The following is a 23,857-nucleotide window of genomic DNA, read 5'->3' on the forward strand; positions in this document are numbered from 1 at the left end:
TGCGATCGAATCTATCGTGAAAAGCAATTTTGGTGAATCGATGTTTTGGCCGGCGGGACGAGGACGGATCGCCGCATCGTCAGTTGTTGGTCAAGACCTCGGCCGTTTTGCGCACGCGCGAAAGGCGCGGCAAGATGCGCTCGCAGGACAGTGAATGCATCTCGGCGGTGAAGGTGCTCATCGCATCCTCGACGGCGATGACAGCGTAATTATGGGCATAGGCATCGCGGATCGTCGCCTCGACGCCGAAATTCGTGGCGATGCCCGTCAGGATCACGGTCCTGATGCCGCGGCGGCGAAGCTGGAGATCCAGTTCCGTGCCGTAGAAGGCGCTCCATTGATGCTTGACGATCTGAACGTCGGCCGCGATCGCAGCGATTTCCGCCGGTGCTTCAAGCGCGGCCGCCGGAAGACCACCCTCGGGGAAAACCGCCGGCTCGTCCACCGGCTGGTTGACAGCATCGGCATAGTCCGGGGAGAATCCGACAGTGACGAGTATCACCGTCCCGCCTTCGGACTTCAGCTTGGTAGCGATGGCGGCGGTATTCTCGATCACCTGCCGGGCCGAATGAGGGGCGAGTTGCCGGCTGACGATAAAGCCTTGCAGGTCGATGGAAATGAGTGCGGTGGTCTTGGGATCGTAGAGGGACATGGGAAGTCTCCGTGGTGAAGAAATATGAGGATATCCTCACAATGACAAATACGAGGATAGCCTCACAAAAATCAAGCCCGGAACCGCAAACCCGTGTGCCGAAGCGCCAGCGCGGGCATGAGCGCGTCGCCGTGCTGCTCGAGGCAGCAGCGAGGGTCTTTCTCGAAAAGGGTTATGACGCCGCGACCATGACGGAGATTGCAGCGGCAGCGAATTCGTCGATTGGCTCGCTCTATCAGTTCTTTCCGACCAAGCTTCTGCTTGCCGAGGCGCTGCATATCGATCGCCTGCAGCGTTTGAACAGCGGGCTCGCAGATCTCGCTGAGAAGACCCGGGGGAAGGGTGCTGCCGAAATCGGTGACGCCATCTTCACGCGGTTTGGCCGCTTCATCGAGGATTATCAGGAATTTCCGGTTCTTGCCGCGCGGCGCGACGTTCCCAAGGAGCGTAAGGCGAAATCGCGCGCGGAGCTTCGCACCAGCATTACCGCACTCCTGAAGAATGCCGAACCGTCGGTCGAGCGCGATGTGGATCTCCTGGGCGCTCTCGTCCTGGAGCTTTTGCGCATCGTTGTCGCCGCCGCCAACGACCCCGACGGCTCGGGCGATCCGCGCCTCGTCGGGGAGCTGCGACGCATGCTTCGCAAGCGTCTCGAAGAAGTGACGCCCTGACCTCCGATGATAAGGTCAAAATTTCGCGAGCCTGCTAAAAAACAAACTCTTTCCTGTTTTTCGCCTGCATTTCTCGTATTGTCGACAATGCAAAAAAGAACAAGGGGTTTGGTGAATGGCATCTTGGACGCCGAAATTTTTTCTGTCCGCGGCAACGTCTCTGTTTCTCGCTTTCGGGGCTTTTGCACAGGATGCGGATGGATGGCGGGCCGGGATTTCGACGGTCGGCGATCTCAAGCATCCCTCTGGTTTTGATCATTTCGACTATGTCAACCCGCAAGCGCCGAAGGGCGGTACCCTGCGTCTTTCAGACGAAGGCAACTTCGATACGCTGAACCCATTGCTTGCGCGCGGAGAGGTGGGCGCCGGTCTGGGCACGGTGTTCGATACCCTGCTGACCCCTGCGCTCGACGAGCTGTCGTCGTCCTACGGCCTTTTGGCCGAAGGCGTGAAATATCCCGATGACTTGACCTCGGCGACCTTCCGCCTGCGCGCCGAAGCCAAATGGGCCGACGGCCAGCCGGTGACGCCGGAGGATGTCGTTTTCAGCTTCGAGCAGGCGAAGAAGAACGATCCGCAGATGGAGTTCTATTATCGCCATGTGAAGTCGGTCGAAAAATCGGGCGATCGTGATGTGACCTTCACTTTCGACGAACCCAACAATCGCGAACTGCCGCAGATCGTCGGCCAGTTGGTGATTGTGCCCAAGCACTGGTGGGAGGCGAATGGCGCAGACGGCAAGCCGCGCGACATTTCCCGCACCTCGCTGGAAATCCCCATGGGTTCCGGCCCCTACAAGATGGTTTCGGTGACGCCGGGCTCGAAGATCCGCTACGAGCTGCGCGACGACTATTGGGGCAAGAACCTCAACGTCAATGTCGGCCAGAACAATTTCGGCGCGATCGAATATACCTATTTTGCCGATCGCGACGTGATGTTCGAAGCCTTCCGCTCGAACAATACCGATTACTGGTGGGAAAATGCCGCCAAGCGTTGGGCCACCGCCTATGATTTCCCGGCCGTCAAAGACGGGCGCATCAAGCGTGAGGAAGTCGAAAACGAAATGCGCAAGGTCGGTGTCATGGTCGGCTTCATCTTCAACCTGCGCCGCGACAAGTTCGCCGACGAGAAGGTGCGCGAGGCGCTGAACTACGCCTTCGATTTCGAAGAGCTGCGCCGCACGATCTTTTACGGCTCCTATGAGCGGATCGACAGTTTCTATTTCCGTACCGAACTTGCTTCATCCGGACTTCCGCAAGGCCGCGAACTGGAAATCCTGAACGAAGTCAAGGATCTGGTACCGCCCGAAGTCTTCACCACGCCCTACACCAATCCGGTCGGTGGCGATCCGGCCAAGCTGCGCAACAATCTTCGTACCGCGATCGGCATGTTGAAGGAGGCTGGCTACGAGCTGAAGGGCAACCGCATGGTCAATGTGAAGACCGGCCAGCCGCTCTCCTTCGAAATCCTGCTCAACGGGCCGACGATCGAGCCTGTCGCACTCGCCTTCTCGCAGAACCTGAAGAAGATCGGCATCGATGCCAGCGTGCGCAGCATCGAGCCATCGCAATTTACCAACCGCTGGCGCTCGCGCGATTTCGACGTCATGTACAATGGCTGGGGTGAATCGATTAACCCCGGCAATGAACAGGCCGAATATTGGGGCTCGGATGCTGCCAAGCGCGAAGGTTCGCAAAATTACAGCGGCATCAGCGATCCCGGCATCGATGCGCTCATCAAGAAGGTGATCTTCGCCAAGGATCGCGACGAGCTGGTAGCGGCGACGAGGGCACTCGACCGCGTTCTGCTTGCCAAGCACATTATCGTGCCGAGCTATAGCTCACGCACCTCGCGCCTTGCCTACTGGAACAGCATCGCGCATCCGGCCGAATTGCCCGAATACGGGCTCGGCATGCCGGGTGTGTGGTGGTCAACCCATGCGGGCAAATAAGGAAATCCTTGCCTTCGATGGCCGCGGGCGTCCAAATTATGCGCGAATCAGGCGATAGCCGACGAGGGCAAACAAAAGGAAAGTTGGGAATTGGCGAAATCTGAACGTCGCAGCATCGCGGCTGTCTACCGGATCGGCGGACGCTGATGGGGGGCTATATCCTTCGCCGCCTGCTCCTGATGATCCCGACGATTGTCGGCATCATGGCAATTTCCTTCATCGTCGTGCAGTTCGCCCCCGGTGGCCCGGTGGAGCAGGTGATCGCCCAGCTGACCGGACAGGCCGACAGCGCTGACCAGCGTCTCGGCGGTGGTGGCGATACCGGCCAGCAGTTCGACGATGCCGGCTCGAAATATCGCGGCGCTCAAGGGCTCGATCCAGAGCTCATCGCCAAGCTGGAAAAGCAGTTCGGCTTCGACAAACCACCGCTGACCCGCTTCGGCGAGATGATGTGGAATTACATCCGCTTCGATTTCGGCGAAAGCTTCTTCCGCAATACGACCGTGCTCAATCTCATCAAGGAGAAGCTGCCCGTCTCGATCTCGCTCGGCATCTGGATCCTGATCTTTTCCTACGCCATTTCCATTCCGCTCGGCATCCGCAAGGCGGTCAAGGACGGCTCCTCATTCGATGTCTGGACGTCGGGCGTCATCATCGTCGGTTATGCCGTGCCGAGCTTCCTGTTCGGCATCCTGCTGATCGTGCTGTTCGCCGGCGGCTCCTTCTATGACTGGTTCCCGCTGCGCGGCCTGACATCCGATAATTTCGATCAGCTCGCCTGGTGGCAGAAGCCGCTCGACTATTTCTGGCACCTCACGCTGCCGCTGATCTCGCTGGCGCTCGCATCCTTCGCCACCACCACGCTTCTGACCAAGAATTCCTTCATCGACGAGATCAAGAAGCAATATGTCATCACCGCGCGCGCCAAGGGCCTGAACGAACGGCAGGTGCTCTACGGCCATGTCTTCCGCAACGCCATGCTGATCGTCATCGCAAGCTTCCCCAGCGCCTTCATCTCCGCCTTCTTCACCGGCTCGCTCCTGATCGAGAACATCTTCTCCCTCGATGGCCTCGGCCGCCTCGGTTATCTCTCGGTCGTCAACCGCGATTACCCGATCGTCTTTGCGACGCTCTACATCTTCTCGCTGCTCGGCCTCTTCGTCGGCCTGATTTCCGACCTGATCTATACCTGGATCGATCCGCGCATCGATTTCGAGCGGAGGGACGTCTGATGGATGTCGCCGCAAACCCGACGACGGCTGCACCCGTCCGCCCGCCCCGCAAAGGCCTGCTCTCGCCCACCAACATCAGGCGCTGGAACAACTTCAAGGCCAACAAGCGCGGCTACTGGTCGCTCTGGCTGTTCCTCGTCCTCTTCGTACTCAGCTTGCTTGCCGAATTCATCGCCAACGACCGGCCGATCATCGCCTCCTATAAGGGCGAGATCCTTTTCCCCGTCGTCGTCGATTACCCGGAAGATAAATTCGGCGGCTTCCTGGCCGAGACCGACTATCGCTCTTCCGTCATCGCGGATGAGATCGATGCCAATGGCTGGATGATCTGGCCGCCGATCCGCTATTCCTACCAGTCGGTCAATTCCAACATCCCGCATTCGGCCCCGACCCCGCCCTTCTGGCTGATGTCGAAGGAGGAGCGCTGCTCGGCCTATCCGCAGGGCATCAACGATCCCGGCTGCAGGCTCGGCAATCTCAACTGGCTCGGCACGGACGATCAGGCCCGCGACGTTCTGGCCCGCGTCATCTATGGCTTCCGCATTTCCGTTCTCTTCGGCCTCGTGCTCACCATCTGCTCGGCCGTCATCGGTGTGACGGCGGGTGCCGTCCAGGGTTATTTCGGCGGCTGGACGGACCTGTTTTTCCAGCGCTTCATCGAGATCTGGTCCTCGATGCCGGTGCTCTACATTCTGCTGATCATCGCCGCGATCCTGCCGCCCGGCTTCTTCGTGCTGCTCGGCATCATGCTGCTCTTCTCCTGGGTCGGCTTCGTCGGCGTCGTGCGTGCCGAGTTCCTGCGCGCCCGCAATTTCGAATATGTGCGGGCCGCAAGGGCGCTCGGTGTCAACAATCGCACCATCATGTGGCGGCACATGCTGCCGAACGCGATGGTCGCGACGCTGACCTTCCTGCCCTTCATCCTCTCGGGCTCGATCACCACGCTGACCTCGCTCGACTTCCTGGGCTTCGGCATGCCGCCGGGCTCTCCCTCGCTCGGCGAGCTGATTGCCCAGGGCAAGGCCAATCTTCAGGCGCCATGGCTCGGGCTGACGGCCTTCTTCACCATGTCGATCATGCTCTCGCTCTTGATCTTCGTCGGCGAAGCGGTGCGCGATGCCTTCGATCCGAGAAAGACGTTCCAATGAGTGCAGCTCTGCTCTCCGTCCGCGATCTCTCCGTCGCCTTCCATCAGGGGGGCGAAACCTCGCTTGCCGTCGATCGCATCTCCTTTGATATCCAGAAGGGCGAGGTTCTGGCGCTTGTCGGCGAATCCGGGTCCGGCAAGTCTGTCTCGGCCAATTCGGTGCTGCGGCTCCTGCCCTATCCCGCTGCCAGTCACCCGAGCGGCGAAATCCTGTTCAAGGGCAAGGATCTGCTGAAAGCCTCCGATCGCGAGATGCGCGCCGTGCGCGGCAACGACATCACCATGATTTTCCAGGAGCCGATGACCTCGCTCAATCCGCTCCATACGATCGAAGGGCAGATTGCCGAAATCCTGGCGCTGCATCAGGGCATCACCGGCCAGGCGGCGCGCACCCGCGTGCTGGAACTCCTGAATCAGGTCGGCATCCGCGAGCCGGAAAAGCGCCTGAAAGCCTATCCGCATGAACTCTCGGGCGGCCAGCGCCAGCGCGTGATGATCGCCATGGCGCTCGCCAATCGGCCGGAATTGCTGATCGCCGACGAACCGACCACCGCACTCGACGTCACGGTCCAGGCGCAGATCCTCGAGCTCCTGCGCAAGCTGAAGGGCGAGCACGGCATGTCCATGCTCTTCATCACCCATGACCTCGGCATCGTGCGCAAATTCGCCGACCGCGTCTGCGTCATGACCAAGGGCAAGATCGTCGAGACCGGACCGGTGGAAGAGGTTTTCACCAATCCGCAGCACGAATACACCCGCCATCTGCTTGCCTCTGAACCGCGCGGCGATCCGCCGGCGACCGATGCCTCCAAGCCTGTTGTCATGGAAGGCAATGACATCAAGGTCTGGTTCCCGATCAAGGCCGGTTTCATGCGCAAGGTGGTCGATCACGTGAAGGCCGTCGATGGCATAGACCTGACGCTTCGGGCCGGGCAGACGCTCGGCGTCGTCGGTGAATCCGGCTCCGGCAAGACCACGCTCGGCCTGGCGCTCACGCGTCTCATCTCCTCGAAGGGGCGCATTTCCTTTGTCGGAAAAGATATAGCGAGCTATTCATTCACGGACATGCGGCCGCTGCGCAACCAGCTTCAGGTCGTCTTCCAGGATCCCTATGGTTCGCTGAGCCCGCGCATGTCCGTCGGCGATATCGTTGCCGAAGGCCTGAAAGTACATGAACGTTCGCTGTCATCAGAAGAGCGCGACCAGCGCGTCTGCTGGGCGCTCGAAGAAGTCGGCCTCGATCCGCTCACCCGCTGGCGCTTCCCGCATGAATTCTCCGGCGGCCAGCGTCAGCGCATCGCCATCGCCCGCGCCATGGTGCTGAAGCCACGCTTCGTCATGCTCGACGAGCCGACCTCGGCGCTCGACATGAGCGTGCAGGCACAGGTCGTGGACCTCTTGCGCGACCTGCAGAAGAAGCATGATCTCGCCTATCTCTTCATCAGCCACGACCTGAAGGTGGTGAAAGCGCTTGCCAATGATGTCATCGTCATGCGCTTCGGCAAGGTGGTGGAGCAGGGGCCGTCAGCGGATATCTTCCAGGCGCCGAAGGATGACTATACCAAGGCATTGATGGCCGCCGCCTTTAATATCGAGGCGGTACCGACATCAGCCGTTCAGCAGTAAAAGACGGGCAGCAGTAAAGAAGATCATGTCAGCAAGACCTCCCATCCTCGTCGATCTCAAGTTCGATCCTGAGACCGTTGCCCGCATCCTGAAGACCGCCTTTGCCGATCGCGGCAGCATCAATTCAGCCGATCCGGCCAGCAAGGAACTCGACCTGACCGGCGTCGATTATGCGCTGCTCTGGAAGCCGGATGCCGATATCTTTATGCGGGCGCCGAACCTGAAGGCGCTGTTCTCCGGTGGTGCCGGGGTCGATAGCATCCTCTCCATTCCCGATCTGCCCGACATCCCGATCGTCCGCTTCGCCGACCGCAGCCTGACGACACGCATGAGCGAATGGGTGGTCATGCAGTGCCTCATGCATCTGCGCCTGCAGCGCGCGCATGACCGGGACCAGCGCGACCGTGTCTGGGGCAAGCTCGTCCCGCCGGAAGCCGCCGAAATTACCGTCGGCGTCATGGGTCTCGGCATTCTCGGCCAGGACGCGGTCGCCAAGCTGAGGGTCATGGGCTTCAATGTCATCGGCTGGTCACGCTCGAAGAAGGAAGTTGAAGGCATCGAAACCTTCCACGGCCCGCAGCTCGATACCTTCCTGTCGAAGACCGATATCGTCGTCGGCCTGCTGCCGCTGACGCCTGAGACGTCGGGCCTCTACAACAAGGCCTTCTTCGCCAAGCTTCGCCAGGGCGGGGCGCTCGGCAAACCGGTCTTCATCAATGCAGGCCGCGGCAAGAGCCAGGTCCAGGCCGATATCGTGGCGGCGATTGAGGGCGGCGTGCTCGGCGGCGCCTCGCTTGACGTCTTTGAGGTCGAGCCGCTGCCGGCGGACGATCCGCTCTGGCATCTGGACAATGTCTTCGTCACCCCGCACGACGCCGCGATCTCCGAAGAGAACGCGCTTTTCCGCCATGTCGAAACCCAGATCGCCCGTTTCGAACGGGGCGAGGCGCTGCAATTCGTCGTCGATCGTAAATCTGGGTACTAAGCATGTCGCGCAAAAGTGTGCCGCGGTTTTGCAATAACGACATGCTCTAAAGAGTCCTTCTCGGAACCATACTACGCTGCTCCTCGTTTCATTCCGGAAGCTCCGCAGGCCTTTGTCTACGGATTACCGCAAGGAGACGATCATGACGCATACGGAAACGCGTTGGGAAAAGTCCGATCAAAAGCTTCATGCCGAAGAGCAGATTTCGCCTGTCAAGGCCAAGCAGGGCCGTACCGGCTATCGCATCCTGACCGTACTGGTCGCTGCACTGGTGCTGGCTTTCCTTGTCTGGATTCCTGTGGAGATCTGGGGTCAGAAGGAGGCCGATGATGTCGCCCCGCAGCAGCCAGGTCAGCAGATGCAGTCTCAGGTTCCGGCGGCTCCGCCTCAGAATGGCGGCACAGCGCCGGTCCAGCCCGCTGCACCCGCACAATAACGAGCTGATATCAAACGTTTAAACCACGCCCCGCAGCAAGAATGGCTGCGGGGTGTCGCTGTTGTTTTTTCTGGACTTTGTTTATCGATTTTTCGATAAGAAGGCGCACGAGCCGGTTTCGTGCGTTGGCCGCGAGACGGTCGCGCCTGACCGGATTGACGGACAGGCAGGAGCTTCATGGCCAGGACCGATATCGCAAGACGCGTCTATAATCACACCTGGAAACTCGATCCGATCGTCCGCAGTCTGATCGATACGGACTTCTACAAGCTTCTGATGCTGCAGATGATCTGGAAGCTGTATCCAGATGTGAACGCCTCCTTCACCCTCATCAACCGCACCAAGCGCGTGCGTCTCGCCGAACAGATCGACGAGGGGGAGTTGCGCGAGCAGCTTGATCATGCGCGCACGCTGAAGCTCGCCAAGAAGGAGATGATCTGGCTCGCCGGTAACAGCTTTTATGGCCGCGCCCAGATCTTCGAGCCGGAATTCCTTGCCTGGCTCTCCAATTTCCAGCTGCCGGAATACGAACTCTCCAAGAAGGACGGGCAATATGTGCTGGATTTCCATGGGTCGTGGAAGGAAACGACCATGTGGGAAATCCCGGCCCTTGCCATCATCAACGAGATGCGCTCGCGCGCTGCCATGAAGGCGATGGGCCCCTTCACGCTCGATGTTCTCTATGCCCGCGCCAAAGCCAAGATGTGGGCCAAGGTGGAGAAGCTCCGTGAACTACCGGGCCTGCGCATTTCCGATTTCGGTACCCGCCGCCGCCACAGCTTCCTCTGGCAGCGTTGGTGCGTCGAAGCGCTGAAGGAAGGCATCGGCCCGGCCTTCACCGGGACCAGTAATGTATTGCTGGCTATGGATTCCGATCTCGAAGCCGTCGGCACCAATGCCCACGAGCTGCCGATGGTGGCCGCAGCCCTTGCCGAGACCGACGAGCAGCTCAAGAACGCGCCCTACAAGGTGCTGCGCGACTGGAACAAGCTCTATGGTGGCAACCTGCTGATCGTGCTGCCGGATGCCTTCGGAACCGCCGCCTTCCTGCGCGACGCGCCGGAATGGGTGGCCGACTGGACCGGCTTCCGCCCGGACAGCGCTCCGCCGGTCGAAGGCGGCGAAAAGATCATCGACTGGTGGAAGAAGATGGGCCGCGACCCGCGCCAGAAGCTCCTGATCTTCTCCGATGGCCTCGATGTCGATGCGATCATCGATACCTACAAGCATTTCGAAGGCCGCGTGCGCATGAGCTTCGGCTGGGGCACGAACCTGACGAATGACTTCGCCGGCTGTGCACCGAACGACAGTTCCGACTTCCTGCCGATTTCGATCGTCTGCAAGGTGAGCGACGCCAATGGCCGCCCCGCCGTCAAGCTTTCGGACAACCCGCAGAAGGCGACCGGCGAACCGGCGGAAGTAGAGCGCTATCTGAAGTTCTTCGGCACCGAGGACCGCACCGATCAGGCCGTGCTGGTCTAAATCGTCGACCGCAGCGCCGGCCAGTGCCGGCGCGGCTCCTCGACCGCCGTCCTGCCGCCCCGGCTTTTCGGCTTGACGACAAGACCATCATCCGGCGGCCGGGCGACGCCGAGCTTGTCGGCGAGTGAACGGGCATCGGCCGGCGCGTGTACCTTCACGTCGTTGTCGAAGTAGACATAGACGTCGCGCCCGCTCGCCGAGCGTTTCAGCGGCGGCTTGATGCGGTCGGCATCATCTGGCTCCATTCCATGCGTCCACGCATCGATGCGCCGGGCCCAGCGATCAAGCGCCTCACCGCTATAACCGCTGACGTAAAGCTGCTCCGATCCGTGCAGGCGGCAATAGATGAAATCCGCCGTCACATCCATCAGCAGCGGCCATTCCACCGTATCGGCCACCACCAGCCCGACCTTGTGCTTGCGCAGCAGTTCGATGAATTCGGGTGCGCGGAAACTGTCGTGGCGGATTTCCAGCGCATGGCGCATCGGCTGCCTCGTCTCGCTCTTCGTCCAGGCGCGGCCGTCAAGCCGTTCGTCATGCCGTTTCGCGATGTCGGCCGCAGCATCCGTATTCTCGGGTAGCATTGCCAGGAAATTTGCGAAGAGATCGGCATCGAATGTCAGGCCTGGCGGAAATTGCCAGAGGATCGGCCCGAGTTTCGGGCCTAGTCGCATGAGGCCGGAGGCGAGGAAATTGGCAAGCGGCGTTTCGATGTCGCGCAGGCGTTTGAGATGGGTGATGTAGCGCGAGCCCTTGACCGAAAAGACGAAACCATCGGGTGTTTCATCGCGCCAGCTGGCGAAGACATCCGGCTTCTGCAGCCCGTAAAATGTGCCGTTGATCTCGATGGAAGGAAATTGCCGCGAGGCATAGGCAAGCTCGCTCTTCCCAGCCAATCCCTTGGGATAGAAGACACCGCGCCAGGGCGCATAGGTCCATCCCGATATGCCGATGCGGATCGTGCCTGTTTTTGCCCTTGTTTTTGTCATGCAAAGGGAACTGTGCCGTTGCGCTCTTGTTCCCGAATGAAGAAAGGCGCCGCCTTGCCGGCAGCGCCTCATCTCAAAATCAGCCGGCCGGCTTCAGCGAGCTGATGATGGCGATCAGCTCGTCGTCATGAGCGTCCTGCTTGCCCTTGGTGCCCCAATAGGTGATCAGGAGCAGCTTGCCCTCAGAAGGCGAAAGGACGGCGACGCCGATATTGACCGGGCCTTCCTTGTCACTGCCGTCCCAGTCGAAGGTTTTCATCTTCATGCCGTTGATTTCGGCTTCGGATTCCTTCTGGGTCTTCTCCTCGATGGCGACGCCGTTCTTCTGCAGGAAGGCGAAGGCCTCGTCGATGATCTTGTCGCTGGTCTTTTCATCGGCAACGTCGATTGAAAGATAGATCGCCGAATCCTCGGACTGGGCATCGATGCCGGTCTCCGTCTCCTTCGGCCCCCAATTGTCGGGAATAGTGACGGTCGCGACCGGATCGTCGCTCGGAAATTCCAGCGTTTCCGCCTGGGCAATCACAGGCAGGAATGCCGCAAAGGCTGCGGCAATGATGAGCTTCTTCATGGTAGGTCCCCGCATGGTCGCGTCCCGGCGGGCAGCAGCCCTTGCCGCCCCTCTCGCTCCGGATCGCGCCACATAGGATCGTTACCGGCTTTTGCTTTGCCAAGCCTTACCGATCGCGGGCCTCAAAGCGCCCAATATTTAAACGCGCAGTCCATTTTTGGTGTCTTCAAGCAAAGACATTGCGAAGGCGACCGCGCTAGGCCGCACGGAGGCCTTCTTGGGGATGGATGTCCACCGCGGCAGCCAATCCCATCCTGGCGGTGGGGCTTTCAACTACCGCCGCGCATAGGACGCATAACTGGCACAAGTTTGCCCATGCGCGGTGTGGGAAATGTCAGATTGTGACATGACAGGCATTGATCTGACATTCGCTATAGAGCAGTTGAAAACTGCGGCACCCTATGCAGCAGATAAGATTATCTACTTCGACAGCCAGCTTTCGAAATAGTGGCGGACAGCCGCACCCGCGCCGAAATGATCGGTCGTATCCAGCCTCGCAACTGCGCCGCGCACGACATCCGCCATAACGGATGCAGGCAGGATGCCGGACTTGACCATGGTTTGAAACAGTTCCTCCACCAGGATGATCGTTCCGATCGCTTCGTCTTCAGCCTTGAAATTCGCCATTGCTGGTCTCCCCTCTGTGTCGTTGGCAATGAAAATGTGGACCAACCTATCGCGTTAGGGTCGAGTTGTGGAGAAGCCCACGAATTTCGTCGCGCCGCCGAACTTGGCCGGCGGGATGTGCAGGCGGATATCATCGTTGATGGGGCAGGGAGAAGTTCGGACATCGACACCTCGCGCAATTAAGCCGCGCCTCAACAATGCTGAGATTTGTTTCGCCGCCGACTATAGGAAAGACGGCTCTGGATCAGGGTCGATCTCCTCGATGATATCGGGCTGGTCATTCCTTGGATTGCCGACGTTGGGTCCGATCGGCCACATGGTCATTAGTTCGCTTGGAAACTGCGTCATCAAATCATGCGGCGGCGGCACGTCGGATAGCCAGCGCTGATAGTCCTTTTCATGCAGGATAACAGGCATACGGTCGTGGATAGTCGACATCATTTCGTTGGCGGCGCAGGTGAGGATGGTAAAAGTCCGAACCTGCAAATCGGTTTTTGGATCGCGCCACCTCTCCCAGAGGCCGGCGAGAGCAAAAGGCTGCCCGCTCTTCATCGCGATTGCATAGGCCTGCTTCTTCTTTCCCGAAGGTTCGAGTTTTTTCCATTCAAAATACCCGTCGATCGGCACGAGGCAGCGGCTGCTCTGGTAAGCATTCCGGAACATTGGCTTGTCGGCAACTTCTTCGCATTTTGCGTTGACCGGCGTAGGCATCCCGGCTTTCCACCAGGCCGGCTTCAGCCCCCATTGCGCCGGTGCGAAGTTGGCGCCCATGTTGTTGTTCCGGTCAACATCCATGATGATGATAGGGTAATCCAGGCTCGGAGCGCCGTTGTAGCGCGGAAACTGGTTTGCCATGCCGAGTGCACCTTCTCTGCCGGCAAAGGCAAAAGCCTGCATCAGCGTGACCAGATCGGATTTGACGAACACTCTCCCGCACATGCTTTTCCCTCCGCTCTGAGCTCGGCCCTGCTTTGCGCTGATCGGACAAGGTTGCGGCCAATCAACGGAACATAAAGAGAACACATTAGGCGAAGCTAAAGAACCGTCAAGGATTTGTTTGCATGAAAAATGTTGGCGTTAACGCGGCCGCAGAGTTTGTGCGTTTGAAGCGACGAGGCGAAGCCATTGCGTTACTGGGATCAATTCCGGGGTCACCCCCAACCGGGAATCAGAAAAGGATAAGGGAAGACAGGTAGTTAGATGAAAAATGGCGGACAAGGTGGGATTCGAACCCACGGTACGCTTTCACGTACACACGCGTTCCAGGCGTGCGCCTTAAACCACTCGGCCACCTGTCCTTTTTGGGCGTTCGCGCCTTGGAGAGGAGCAAATCGTCGGAACGGCGCGATATATACCCAAGAATTTTTGCCGATCAACCCAAATCTAACAGTTTTTTGACTTCTTCCGATAAAACTGCGCGCATGCCGTCCATTGCGCTGTGTCTGCTCCGAGCCTATCTCTAGGTTTGAGTGGAGATTGGCGCGGCTCGCCGGACATCAAGGCACACCCGTCATCGGAGGATTTGATGCGTTTCTTGTTGCGTCTTGCCAGCCTGTTTGCGCTGGCAGTTGCGGTCATTGCCGGAACCATCGATTCCATTCAGTCCGTTGCATCCTCGCAAGTGCTCATGACCCCGATGTCGGATGCATGGCAGGATGTCAGCCCCTCGACGCTTACCGCGCTCCAGTCTTCCGTTTCCTATTATGTCCATCCGCGTTTCTACGCTTTCATCTTCCAGTGGCTCATGCTGCAGCCGGCCTTTGCCGTGTTTCTGGTGCTGTCGCTCATCCTGTGGATGGTTGGCTACAAGAAGCCGCCCGTGGCCGGCCGCTTTACCGCATAGCTGAAGAGCTGGAGGGTGTGAAAAAGTGCAATCGGCAGTTCCCGAAATGGCGGGATGATGAGCCCGATGCCGCCAGGCCACTGGTTAGAAAATCCGCATTTTAGCGGTCGATTTGCCCAGAATTCAGGACCTGTGGATTGATTTTCGGCAATAATGGCAAATCTTTACCAACCGAAAAATTTCTCGTGAATTTTTTGCGGAGCCATGCAAGGATGCAGGCAGCCAGGCCTCCGGGGGGAGGTCGGTGGTTCCGCAGACATGCCTGAAAAAGGCTTGCGGGAGGACCCCAAACAAATAGCAACAACAGGGCTGCAAACTCATGAAAAAATCCCTTCTCACCCTCCTTGCCGTGGCAGCGATGTCGACGACGGCGCTTGCCGCCGACATCAAGCCGGCTCTCGTTTACGGCACCGGCGGGAAGTTCGATAAGTCCTTCAACGAAGCTGCTTTCAACGGTGCTGAAAAGTTCAAGAAGGAAACCGGCATCGCCTACCGTGATTTCGAGCCGACCGGCGACACCCAGGGCGAGCAGGCCATCCGCAACTTCGCAAGCCGCGGCTTCAACCCTGTTGTTGCCGTTTCCTTCGCCTGGACCTCGGCTGTCGAGAAGGTTGCCGCTGAATTCCCGGATACCAAGTTCATCATCGTCGACTCCGTCGTCGACAAGCCGAACGTCCGCTCCGTCCTCTACAAGGAAGAGGAAGGCTCCTATCTCGTCGGCGTTCTCGCTGGCATGGCATCCAAGACTGGCAAGGTCGGCTTCGTCGGCGGCATGGACATTCCGCTGATCCGTAAGTTCGAATGTGGCTACGAGCAGGGTGCACGCGCCGCCAAGGCCGACATCGAAGTCTTCCAGAACATGACCGGCACGACCGGTGCAGCCTGGAACGACCCGGTTCGCGGCGGCGAGCTCACCAAGAACCAGATCGACCAGGGTGCTGACGTCGTTTACGCGGCAGCCGGTGCCACCGGTCTCGGCGTTCTGCAGACGGCAGCCGACAACAAGAAACTGTCGATCGGCGTCGATTCCAACCAGAACCACCTGCATCCGGGTTCCGTACTGACCTCGATGGTCAAGCGCGTCGACCTCGCCGTCTACAACGCCTATAATGACACCAAGAACGACAAGTTCACGGCCGGTGTCCAGTCTCTCGGCGTCAAGGAAGACGGCGTTGCCGCCGCCATGGACGACAACAACAAGCCGCTGATCACGCCGGAGATGCAGGCTGCCGTCGACAAGGCCAAGGCCGACATCATTGCTGGCACCGTCAAGGTTCACGATTACACCACGGACAATGCCTGCCCGAAGTGAGTCGTAACTGAGATCGGGCGTATGGCGGACAAGGATTTTCGCCATACGCCCTTTTCTTATTTGGAGCCTGCTGTGACAGACCAGCCTGCTATCGAACTTGTCGGCATCGACAAGAAATTCGGCGCCGTTCACGCCAACAAGGACATCAACCTGACCGTCGCCAAGGGCTCGATCCATGGCATTATCGGGGAAAACGGCGCTGGCAAATCGACCCTGATGTCCATCATCTACGGTTTTTACCAGGCCGATAGCGGCGAGATCCGCGTCAACGGCCAGCCCATCACCATCAAGGATAGCCAGGCAGCGATCGCCGCCGGCATCGGCATGGTGCACCAGCACTTCATGCTGGTCGACAATTTCACCGTCCTCGAAAACATCATGCTCGGCGCCGAAGGCGGCGCGCTGCTGGCAAGGGGCGTTGCTTCCGCGCGCGCCGAGCTCAAGCGGCTGGAGACCGAATACGGCCTGGAGGTCAACCCGGACGCGCTGATCGAGCAGCTTCCGGTCGGCCTGCAGCAGCGTGTGGAAATCCTCAAGGCCATGTATCGCGGCGCCGAGATCCTGATCCTCGATGAGCCGACGGGCGTGCTGACACCAGCCGAGGCCGATCACCTGTTCCGCATTCTCGGCGTGCTGCGCGACGAGGGCAAGACCGTTGTCCTCATCACCCACAAGCTGCGCGAGATCATGGCGATCACCGACACTGTCTCCGTCATGCGCCGCGGCGAGATGGTCGCCACCCGCAAGACCAGCGAGACCACGGTCGAAGAGCTCGCCGAACTCATGGTCGGCCGCCGCGTGCTACTGCGGGTCCAGAAGGGCGAGGCAAAGCCCGCTGATGTCTTGCTGTCCGTCCGCAACCTGACGGTCAAGGACAACAGAGGCGTGACGATGGTCGACAACGTCTCCTTCGATGTCCGCGCTGGCGAGATCGTCGGCATTGCCGGTGTGGCCGGCAATGGCCAGTCGGAACTGCTCGAGGCGATCGCAGGTATCCGCAAGCCGGCATCCGGCGAAATCCTGCTCGACGGCCAGCCGATCGACAAGGCCGATCCGGCCCGCCTACGTGAGCTCGGCCTCGCGCATATTCCTGAAGACCGCCACCACATGGGCCTGGTGCTGAAATTCGAGGAATATGAAAATGCCGTACTCGGCTATCACCACCGTCCCGAATACAGCCGCGGCCCGCTGCTCGATCTCGACGCCATCCGCAAGGATGCGATGGAAAAGATCGAGAAATACGACATCCGCCCGCCGAACCCGCGCCTGAAGACAGCGAATTTTTCCGGTGGCAACCAGCAGAAGATTGTCGTCGCCCGCGAGATCGAGCGCGATCCGAAGATGCTGATTATCGGCCAGCCGACCCGTGGCGTCGATATAGGCGCCATCGAATTCATCCATCGCCGGATCATCGAGATGCGCGATGCGGGCAAGGCCATTCTGCTCGTCTCCGTCGAGCTCGACGAAATCCGCGCCCTTTCAGACCGTATCCTTGTCATGTTTGCCGGCCACGTCGTCGGCGAGAAGACGCCCGATGCCGGTGAACAGACCCTCGGCCTGATGATGGCCGGCATTGCCGCGTGAGGCCTCGATGAGCACTGCTTCCGTAACACTACCGAGATGGATCAATTACGGTCTGATCCCTCTTTTGAACCTGGTCGTTGCCTTCCTGATCTCCGGCTTCGTCGTCTGGCTGATCGGCGAAAGCCCCCTGGCTGCCCTCTCGCTGCTCATCGAAGGCGCCTTCGGCAGCGGTGAAGGCATTGGCTTCACGCTCTATTACGCGACCAGTTTCATTTTCACCGGCCTTTCCGTTGCCGTCGCCATTCATGCCGGCCTCTTCAACATCGGCTCAGAAGGCCAGGCCTATGTCGGCGGCCTTGGCTGTGCGCTGGTGGCGCTGGCGCTCGACAACTATGTACCCTGGTATGTGACGATGCCGATCGCCGTTATCGGAGCCGGTCTCTTCGGGGCAGCCTGGGCCTTCATTCCCGCCTTCCTGCAGGCCAAGCGCGGCAGCCACATCGTCATCACGACGATCATGTTCAACTATATCGCAGCCGCCCTTATGGTCTATTTGCTGGTGCATGTGCTGATCGTGCCGGGCAAGATGGCGCCGGAAACCCGCACTTTCCTCGAGGGCGGGCAGCTTCCGAAGCTTAGCTGGGTCATGACCATGTTCGGTTCCAAGCTCGGTGCGGCCCCGTTCAACGTCTCCTTCATCATCGCGCTGTTCGCCGCGTGGTTCGTCTGGGTATTGGTCTGGCGCAGCAAGCTCGGCTTCGATATGCGCACGCTGGGCGTCAGCCCGACAGCCGCCGCCTATGCCGGCACGCCCCATGCGCGCACCATCATCATCGCCATGCTGCTGTCAGGCGCGCTCGCCGGCATGATGGCGCTCAATCCGGTCATGGGCTCGTCGGCCCGTCTGCAGGTGGAGTTCGTCGGTGGCGCCGGCTTCGTCGGCATCGCCGTATCGCTGATGGGACGAAACCATCCGCTCGGCATCATCTTCGCAGCGATCCTTTTCGGCGTCCTCTATCAGGGCGGCGACTGGATCTCCTTCGAAATGCCCAACATCACCCGCGAGATGATCCTCGTCATCCAGGGTCTGGTGATCCTGTTTGCCGGTGCGCTGGAATACATGTTCCGCCCGGCAATGGTGCGCATCTACCAGCAGTTCAAGCGAGCCTAGGGAGCGGACGATGGAATATTATGAAATTTTCATCAGCGTTCTGAGCTCGACGATCCGGCTTTCCATTCCGCTGATCTTTACCGCACTCGCTGGCCTGTTTTCCGAACGCGCCGGGATTTTCGATATCGGCCTCGAAGGCAAGATGCTGGGCTCGGCTTTCGCCGCCGCCTGTGTGGCCTATCTCACCGGATCGGCCTGGGCAGGCTTGGGCGCCGGTGTGGTCTGCTCGGTGGCACTCAGCCTCGTGCATGGCTTTGCCTCGATCACCAATCGCGGCAACCAGATCATCTCGGGCGTGGCCATCAACTTCTTCATCGCCGGCATCACCATCGTGCTCGGCCAGGCCTGGTTCGGGCAGGGCGGCCGCACGCCGCAGCTTGCACCCGACGCCCGCTTCGCACCGATCATTCTGCCGGGTGCCGAGGCCGTCAGGGACGTGCCGCTCATTGGCCCGCTCTATGCCGGCGTGATCTCCGGCAACAACATCCTGACCTATCTCGCCTTTCTCGCCGTGCCCTTCTCCTGGTGGGTCCTCTACCGCACGCGTTTCGGCTTGCGTCTTCGTGCTGTCGGCGAAAATCCGGGTGCGGTCGATACGGCAGGCATTTCGGTAACCTGGCTGCGTTACCGCGCCGTCATGTGCGCCGGTATCCTCTGCGGCTTCTCCGGCACCTATCTGGCGATCGCCCAATCGGCGGCCTTCATCAAGGACATGTCGGCGGGCAAGGGCTATATCGCGCTTGCCGCTCTCGTCTTCGCCAAGTGGAGGCCGGTGCCGGTCATGTTCGCCTGCCTGCTCTTCGGCTTCCTCGATGCGCTGGCGAATTTCATGCAAGGCAAACAGGTACCGCTGATTGGCGAGGTACCAGTTCAGGTTTTCCAGGCCCTGCCCTATATCCTGACCTGTGTTCTGCTCGCCGGTTTCATCGGCGTTGCAATTCCGCCGAAGGCCGGCGGCGTGCCCTATACGAAGGAGCGTTGATATGTCTCACGACCTGTTCGAAGCCGCGCGCGGCGCCATGGCCTTCGCGCACGCTCCCTATTCCAAGTTCCCGGTCGGCGCGGCGATCCGCGCCGAGGATGGCAAAATCTATACCGGCGCCAATATCGAGAACCTCTCCTTCCCTCAAGGGTGGTGCGCCGAGCCGACGGCGATCGGCGCCATGATCATGGGTGGCGCCAAGAGGATCGTCGAAATGGCCGTCATCGCCGAAAAACTGCCGCTCTGCCCGCCTTGCGGCGGGTGCCGGCAGAAGATCTCGGAATTCGCCTCGAAGGAGACGAAGATCTACCTTTGCGACGAAGCCGGCGTGAAGAAGACCATGACCATGGAAGAGCTTCTTCCCTTCAGCTTCGAGACGGAACTCGGATGATCGCAACCATCGATCTGCTCGCGGCTCTGCTCGGCGGGCTCAAACCGCGCTACGGCATCGTGCTTGGCTCCGGCCTCGGTTCGCTCGTCAGCGAGCTTACCGATGTGGTGTGCATTCCTTACAAGGACTTGCCGGGTTTCCCGGTCAGCGCCGTCTCCGGCCATGCCGGAGAGGTCGTCGCCGGCCATCTCGGCTCGGTGCCGGTCATCATGCTCTCCGGCCGTGTCCACTATTATGAAAAGGGCGATGCCAATGCCATGCGCCTGCCGATCGAGGTCTTGCACGCCCTCGGCGTCGAGGCCCTGATCCTCACCAATTCGGCGGGCTCCCTGAAAGAGGACATTCCGCCCGGCTCGGTCATGCAGATTGCCGACCACATCAATTATTCCGGCATGAACCCGCTGATCGGGCAGGAGAGCGATCATCGTTTCGTCGGCATGACCAATGCTTATGATGCCGAGCTTTCGGCGGCGATGCAAAAGGCAGCGAAGACGCTCGGCATCCCGCTCGCAAGCGGCGTCTACATGTGGTTCTCAGGCCCGAGCTTCGAGACGCCGGCCGAAATCCGCATGGCGCGTATTCTCGGCGCCGATGCGGTCGGCATGTCGACCGTGCCTGAAGTCATCATCGCAAGAATGCTGGGCCTGAGGGTTGCGGCAGCCTCGGTAATCACCAACTATGGGGCCGGCATGACCGGAAACGAGCTCAGCCACGAGGAAACCAAGGATATGGCGCCGGTTGGCGGTGCCCGTCTCGCCGCCATACTCAAAGAAATGATTGCCGGACACTGATTGCCGGTGGAGGAAGCGAAAATGAACAGCCATTCCAGCCGGGAAACGGCCGCCGTCGCCCTTTCCCTTCTCGATCTCACCAACCTGAAGGACGATTGCACCCAGGAGCAGATCGACACGCTTTGCGCCCGCGCGCAGACCCCCTATGGCAGCAGCGCTGCAATCTGCATCTGGCCGCGTTTCGTCGCCCATGCCCGCATCGTGCTCGGCAAGGGCCACCCGGTCCGTATTGCGACCGTTGTCAATTTTCCCTCCGGTGATATGGAAATCGCCGATGTCGCTGCCGAAACGCGCGAGGCGATCGCCGATGGTGCCGATGAGATCGATCTCGTCATCCCCTATCGCAAGCTGATGGCAGGCAACGAGAAGGCCGTTACCGATATGGTCGCGGCCGTGCGCGCCGAATGCGTTGCGCCTGTCCTGTTGAAGGTCATTATCGAAGCTGGCGAGCTGAAGGATGCCGCTCTCATCCGCCGCGCCTCGGAACTGGCGATCGAAGCCGGCGCCGATTTCATCAAGACCTCCACCGGCAAGGTCGCCGTCAACGCGACGCTCGAAGCGGCCGACATCATGATCCGCGCGATCAGGGAGAGCGGTCGCAAGGTGGGCTTCAAGCCGGCCGGCGGCATATCGACCGTTGCGGATGCTGCCCTTTATCTGAGCCTTGCCGAAACCATCATGACGCCGGACTGGGCGATGCCCTCCACCTTCCGTTTCGGCGCGTCCGGCCTGCTCGACAATATCCTCTCCGTTCTCAGCGGCACGGAGCCGAAGCCGGCGGCAGCCTCGAGCTATTGAGATGATCCCGCAGGAGATCATCCGCCAGAAGCGCAACGGCGCGGAACTGCCGACTGGTGATATCGACGCCTTTATCGCGGCGCTGGCTGCCGGCAATCTGTCGGAAGGCCAGATCGGCGCATTCGCCATGGCCGTCTGGTTCAAGGGCATGTCGCGCACCGAAACCGTCGCACTGACGCTCGCCATGGCACGCTCCGGCGACATGCTCTCCTGGGAGGGCATCGATCGGCCCGTCGCAGACAAGCACTCGACCGGCGGGGTGGGCGACAACGTCTCGCTGATGCTTGCCCCGATTGCCGCCGCCTGCGGTCTGGCCGTGCCGATGATATCAGGCCGCGGCCTTGGTCATACCGGCGGCACGTTGGACAAGCTCGAATCCATTCCAGGCTATACGATCAATCCGGATGCCGGTCTCTTCCGCAAGGTGGTGAAAGAGGTTGGCTGCGCCATCATAGGCCCGACCGGCGCTTTGGCCCCGGCCGATGGCAGGCTCTACGCCGTGCGCGATGTGACGGCGACCGTCGATTCCATCCCGCTCATCACAGCCTCGATCCTGTCGAAGAAGCTTGCCGCCGGCCTGCAGACATTGGTGCTCGACGTCAAGACCGGCAACGGCGCTTTCATGGCCGATCCCGAGCAGGCAATCGTGCTCGCGCATTCCCTGGTGCAGGTCGCAAATGGCGCGGGTGTGAAGACATCTGCGCTGATCACGGACATGAACCAACCGCTTGCCGATAGCGCCGGCAATGCCGTGGAAGTCCGCAACTGCCTCGATTTTCTGGCAGGGCGAAAGACCGGTACCCGCCTCGAAACGATCGTGCTTGCCTTTGCCGCCGAAATGCTCGTGCAGTCGGGTATCGCGACTTCGCTTCTCGAGGCGGAGAGCAAGGCGCAGGATGCTCTCTCTTCCGGCAAGGCTGCGGAGATCTTCGCGCGCATGGTGCATATGCTCGGCGGCCCGGCCGATCTTCTGGAACGGCCGGATGCCTATCTGCGCAAGGCGCCCGTCGAACGGCCCGTTCCGGCGTCGCGCGCCGGCTGGCTCGCCGCCTGCGACGCCCGCGACGTGGGCGTCAGCGTCATCGATCTCGGCGGCGGACGACGCCACCCGGCCGACCGGATCGACCACAGCGTCGGCTTCACCCGCCTGCTGCCGCTTGGAACGCATGTGCATGAGGGCGATCCGATCGCGCTCGTTCACGCGGCAGACGAGGCTTCGGCCGAAAAGGCCGTCGCCGCTCTTACTGCAAACTATCGCCTTGCAGACGAGAAGCCGGAGCTTCCACCTGTCATCGCCGGCCGTATCTGATGGAATTTACTGCTTGAGGCTGAGGGAGCCGTCAGCGACGGAATAGGAGGCAAGCTTCTGCAGGAAGCTCATGCCGACAAGCGTGCCGCTCAGCGCCTCGTCTTTCAGCACGAAGGCTTCGACGCTACGAACGCGAATGCCGCCGATCTCTATGCGATCGAGCATCACATGCGCCGCCTTGGTCTGGCCGTTCGCGGTATTGACTGCATAGCGGAAATCGAGCTGGTTGCCGGTGAAGCCCAGCCTGCGGGCGAGGCTTTCGTTCAGCGCGACATAGGTGGCGCCGGTGTCGATCAGCCCCTGCACGGGCTTGCCGTTGATCCTGAAATTGCCGGTATAATGGCCCTGGGGATCGGCCTGCAGGCGCATCATGCCGCCGTCGGCGATCGTGGCCGGCGCATCAGGCGCGCTATCTTCGGTCGAGACGAAATTTGCGGAGATCGTATTGCCGGGCGGCGTCGTGCGGGTGAGCAGGGAAGGCACTTGTGTTGCCAGCGCAGCCGCGATGCTGGCAAATATGACGGTACGCATGAGCATGAAACAGAAATCCTTCCTGTATAACCCCCGCCTCATGCGGGACCTCACGCTTCAAGCAGCTAAGCCATAAGTGCTGAAAAGTTGCTAACGGCGACATAAAAAGGCCCGGAACGAACTGCCCGGGCCTGGAAGGCTTTCGAATTGGTAAAGGAAGCCGAAATTATTTGGTACCGTACATGCGGTCGCCGGCATCGCCGAGACCGGGCACGATATAGCCCTTCTCGTTCAGATGACTGTCGATCGCCGCCGTGAAGACCGGAACGTCGGGATGCGCGGCACGGAAGTTCTTGATACCTTCAGGGGCGGCCAGCAGGCAGAGGAAGCGGATATTGTGCGCTCCGCGCTCCTTCAGCTTGTCGATGGCGGCAATCGAGGAGTTGCCGGTAGCAAGCATCGGGTCGACGACGATGATCAGACGCTCGGCGACATCCTCAGGCGCCTTGAAGTAATATTCGACCGGCTGCAGCGTTTCGTGGTCGCGATAGACGCCGATATGGGAAACGCGGGCGGAAGGGACCAGATCGAGCATGCCTTCCAGGAGCCCGTTGCCGGCGCGCAGGATGGAGGCAAAGACCAGCTTCTTGCCTTCGAGGATCGGCGACTGCATCTGCTGGATCGGCGTTTCGATCGTCTCCATCGTCAGTTCCAGATCGCGCGTCACCTCATAGCAGAGCAGTGTCGAAATTTCGCGCAACAGCCGGCGGAAGCTGCCTGTCGAGGTTTCCTTACGCCGCATGATGGTGAGTTTGTGCTGCACGAGCGGGTGATCGATGACTGTGACGCCGTCCATAGGGAAACCTTCCAATTCTTTGTACTTATCGGCTGTTTCT

24 protein-coding genes and 1 tRNA gene are annotated in these 23,857 nt (G+C 60.2%); 17 read left to right on the forward strand and 8 right to left on the reverse strand.

Features of this window, described 5'->3' with window-relative positions:
• Positions 1-79 precede the first annotated feature (79 nt).
• A complete protein-coding gene (locus AC1DF8_RS04900; RefSeq protein ID WP_477995139.1) occupies positions 80-652 on the reverse strand; it encodes a hydrolase in 573 nt (190 codons plus the stop codon).
• A gap of 41 nt (positions 653-693) precedes the next feature.
• Here AC1DF8_RS04900 and AC1DF8_RS04905 point away from each other — a divergent pair, with 41 nt between their 5' ends.
• The 8 genes from AC1DF8_RS04905 (at position 694) to pncB (ending at position 10,182) form a co-directional block, all read left to right on the forward strand.
• Positions 694-1,323 (forward strand): TetR/AcrR family transcriptional regulator, encoded by a 630-nt coding sequence (locus tag AC1DF8_RS04905; RefSeq protein WP_112970256.1) that lies wholly within the window; start codon positions 694-696, stop codon positions 1,321-1,323.
• Between the two features lie 115 nt (positions 1,324-1,438).
• On the forward strand, positions 1,439-3,274 hold the full coding sequence (locus tag AC1DF8_RS04910; RefSeq protein ID WP_477995140.1) for an extracellular solute-binding protein: 1,836 nt from the start codon (positions 1,439-1,441) through the stop codon (positions 3,272-3,274).
• Between the two features lie 146 nt (positions 3,275-3,420).
• Positions 3,421-4,506 carry a microcin C ABC transporter permease YejB gene (locus AC1DF8_RS04915; protein ID WP_113203503.1) on the forward strand — a complete coding sequence of 362 codons (1,086 nt, stop codon included), beginning with the start codon at positions 3,421-3,423 and terminating at the stop codon, positions 4,504-4,506.
• A complete protein-coding gene (locus AC1DF8_RS04920; protein ID WP_112542802.1) occupies positions 4,506-5,654 on the forward strand; it encodes an ABC transporter permease in 1,149 nt (382 codons plus the stop codon). The genes AC1DF8_RS04915 and AC1DF8_RS04920 overlap by 1 nt, the downstream gene beginning before the upstream one ends.
• On the forward strand, positions 5,651-7,279 hold the full coding sequence (locus tag AC1DF8_RS04925; protein WP_477995141.1) for an ABC transporter ATP-binding protein: 1,629 nt from the start codon (positions 5,651-5,653) through the stop codon (positions 7,277-7,279). Before AC1DF8_RS04920 ends, AC1DF8_RS04925 begins: the two co-directional genes overlap by 4 nt.
• A 25-nt stretch (positions 7,280-7,304) precedes the next feature.
• Positions 7,305-8,264 carry a 2-hydroxyacid dehydrogenase gene (locus AC1DF8_RS04930; RefSeq protein ID WP_113146773.1) on the forward strand — a complete coding sequence of 320 codons (960 nt, stop codon included), beginning with the start codon at positions 7,305-7,307 and terminating at the stop codon, positions 8,262-8,264.
• 142 nt (positions 8,265-8,406) lie between these two features.
• Positions 8,407-8,700 carry a hypothetical protein gene (locus tag AC1DF8_RS04935; protein ID WP_113146774.1) on the forward strand — a complete coding sequence of 98 codons (294 nt, stop codon included), beginning with the start codon at positions 8,407-8,409 and terminating at the stop codon, positions 8,698-8,700.
• A gap of 177 nt (positions 8,701-8,877) precedes the next feature.
• A complete protein-coding gene (gene pncB / locus AC1DF8_RS04940) occupies positions 8,878-10,182 on the forward strand; it encodes a nicotinate phosphoribosyltransferase (RefSeq protein WP_113016224.1) in 1,305 nt (434 codons plus the stop codon).
• Here pncB and AC1DF8_RS04945 read toward each other — a convergent pair.
• From AC1DF8_RS04945 to AC1DF8_RS04965, 5 genes are all read right to left on the reverse strand, one after another.
• Entirely contained in the window at positions 10,179-11,171 is a 993-nt protein-coding gene (locus tag AC1DF8_RS04945; protein WP_477995142.1) for a DUF72 domain-containing protein, read from the reverse strand. The two genes, pncB and AC1DF8_RS04945, sit on opposite strands and share 4 nt — an antisense overlap.
• Before the next feature lie 79 nt (positions 11,172-11,250).
• A complete protein-coding gene (locus tag AC1DF8_RS04950; RefSeq protein ID WP_018114962.1) occupies positions 11,251-11,742 on the reverse strand; it encodes a hypothetical protein in 492 nt (163 codons plus the stop codon).
• A gap of 420 nt (positions 11,743-12,162) precedes the next feature.
• Positions 12,163-12,369 (reverse strand): hypothetical protein, encoded by a 207-nt coding sequence (locus tag AC1DF8_RS04955; RefSeq protein ID WP_018114961.1) that lies wholly within the window; start codon positions 12,367-12,369, stop codon positions 12,163-12,165.
• Between the two features lie 222 nt (positions 12,370-12,591).
• A complete protein-coding gene (locus AC1DF8_RS04960; protein ID WP_113016227.1) occupies positions 12,592-13,308 on the reverse strand; it encodes an SOS response-associated peptidase in 717 nt (238 codons plus the stop codon).
• Between the two features lie 269 nt (positions 13,309-13,577).
• Positions 13,578-13,667 (reverse strand) — tRNA-Ser (locus AC1DF8_RS04965).
• A 227-nt stretch (positions 13,668-13,894) separates the two neighbouring features.
• Between AC1DF8_RS04965 and AC1DF8_RS04970 the strand changes: the two genes are divergently transcribed.
• The 9 genes from AC1DF8_RS04970 (at position 13,895) to deoA (ending at position 22,490) form a co-directional block, all read left to right on the forward strand.
• Positions 13,895-14,212, forward strand: a complete 318-nt coding sequence (locus tag AC1DF8_RS04970; RefSeq protein WP_018114959.1) for a hypothetical protein — start codon at positions 13,895-13,897, stop codon at positions 14,210-14,212.
• A 319-nt stretch (positions 14,213-14,531) separates the two neighbouring features.
• Positions 14,532-15,524, forward strand: coding sequence for a BMP family lipoprotein (locus tag AC1DF8_RS04975; protein ID WP_018114958.1), 993 nt, complete (start codon positions 14,532-14,534; stop codon positions 15,522-15,524).
• Between the two features lie 72 nt (positions 15,525-15,596).
• Positions 15,597-17,108, forward strand: coding sequence for an ABC transporter ATP-binding protein (locus tag AC1DF8_RS04980; RefSeq protein ID WP_113016258.1), 1,512 nt, complete (start codon positions 15,597-15,599; stop codon positions 17,106-17,108).
• A 7-nt stretch (positions 17,109-17,115) separates the two neighbouring features.
• On the forward strand, positions 17,116-18,219 hold the full coding sequence (locus AC1DF8_RS04985; protein ID WP_029616440.1) for an ABC transporter permease: 1,104 nt from the start codon (positions 17,116-17,118) through the stop codon (positions 18,217-18,219).
• A gap of 10 nt (positions 18,220-18,229) precedes the next feature.
• A complete protein-coding gene (locus tag AC1DF8_RS04990; RefSeq protein WP_112542780.1) occupies positions 18,230-19,201 on the forward strand; it encodes an ABC transporter permease in 972 nt (323 codons plus the stop codon).
• Between the two features lies 1 nt (position 19,202).
• A complete protein-coding gene (locus AC1DF8_RS04995; RefSeq protein WP_477995143.1) occupies positions 19,203-19,592 on the forward strand; it encodes a cytidine deaminase in 390 nt (129 codons plus the stop codon).
• Positions 19,589-20,383, forward strand: a complete 795-nt coding sequence (locus AC1DF8_RS05000; RefSeq protein ID WP_113211205.1) for a purine-nucleoside phosphorylase — start codon at positions 19,589-19,591, stop codon at positions 20,381-20,383. The genes AC1DF8_RS04995 and AC1DF8_RS05000 overlap by 4 nt, the downstream gene beginning before the upstream one ends.
• 21 nt (positions 20,384-20,404) lie before the next feature.
• On the forward strand, positions 20,405-21,181 hold the full coding sequence (gene deoC / locus AC1DF8_RS05005) for a deoxyribose-phosphate aldolase (protein ID WP_113016231.1): 777 nt from the start codon (positions 20,405-20,407) through the stop codon (positions 21,179-21,181).
• 1 nt (position 21,182) lies between these two features.
• Complete coding sequence (deoA, locus tag AC1DF8_RS05010) at positions 21,183-22,490, forward strand: thymidine phosphorylase (RefSeq protein WP_477995144.1); 1,308 nt, start codon at positions 21,183-21,185, stop codon at positions 22,488-22,490.
• A 6-nt stretch (positions 22,491-22,496) separates the two neighbouring features.
• Here the strand turns inward: deoA and AC1DF8_RS05015 are convergent, their stop codons facing one another.
• Positions 22,497-23,063: a TIGR02281 family clan AA aspartic protease gene (locus AC1DF8_RS05015; RefSeq protein WP_477995145.1), complete on the reverse strand. Its 567-nt coding sequence runs from the start codon at positions 23,061-23,063 to the stop codon at positions 22,497-22,499.
• Positions 23,064-23,187: 124 nt separating this feature from the next.
• The gene (upp, locus tag AC1DF8_RS05020) at positions 23,188-23,817 is read right to left on the reverse strand and encodes a uracil phosphoribosyltransferase (RefSeq protein WP_018114949.1); all 630 of its coding nucleotides are present in this window, start codon (positions 23,815-23,817) and stop codon (positions 23,188-23,190) included.
• Positions 23,818-23,857: the final 40 nt, after the last annotated feature.

The sequence above is a fragment of the Rhizobium sp. 05N49 genome, assembly GCF_056396805.1.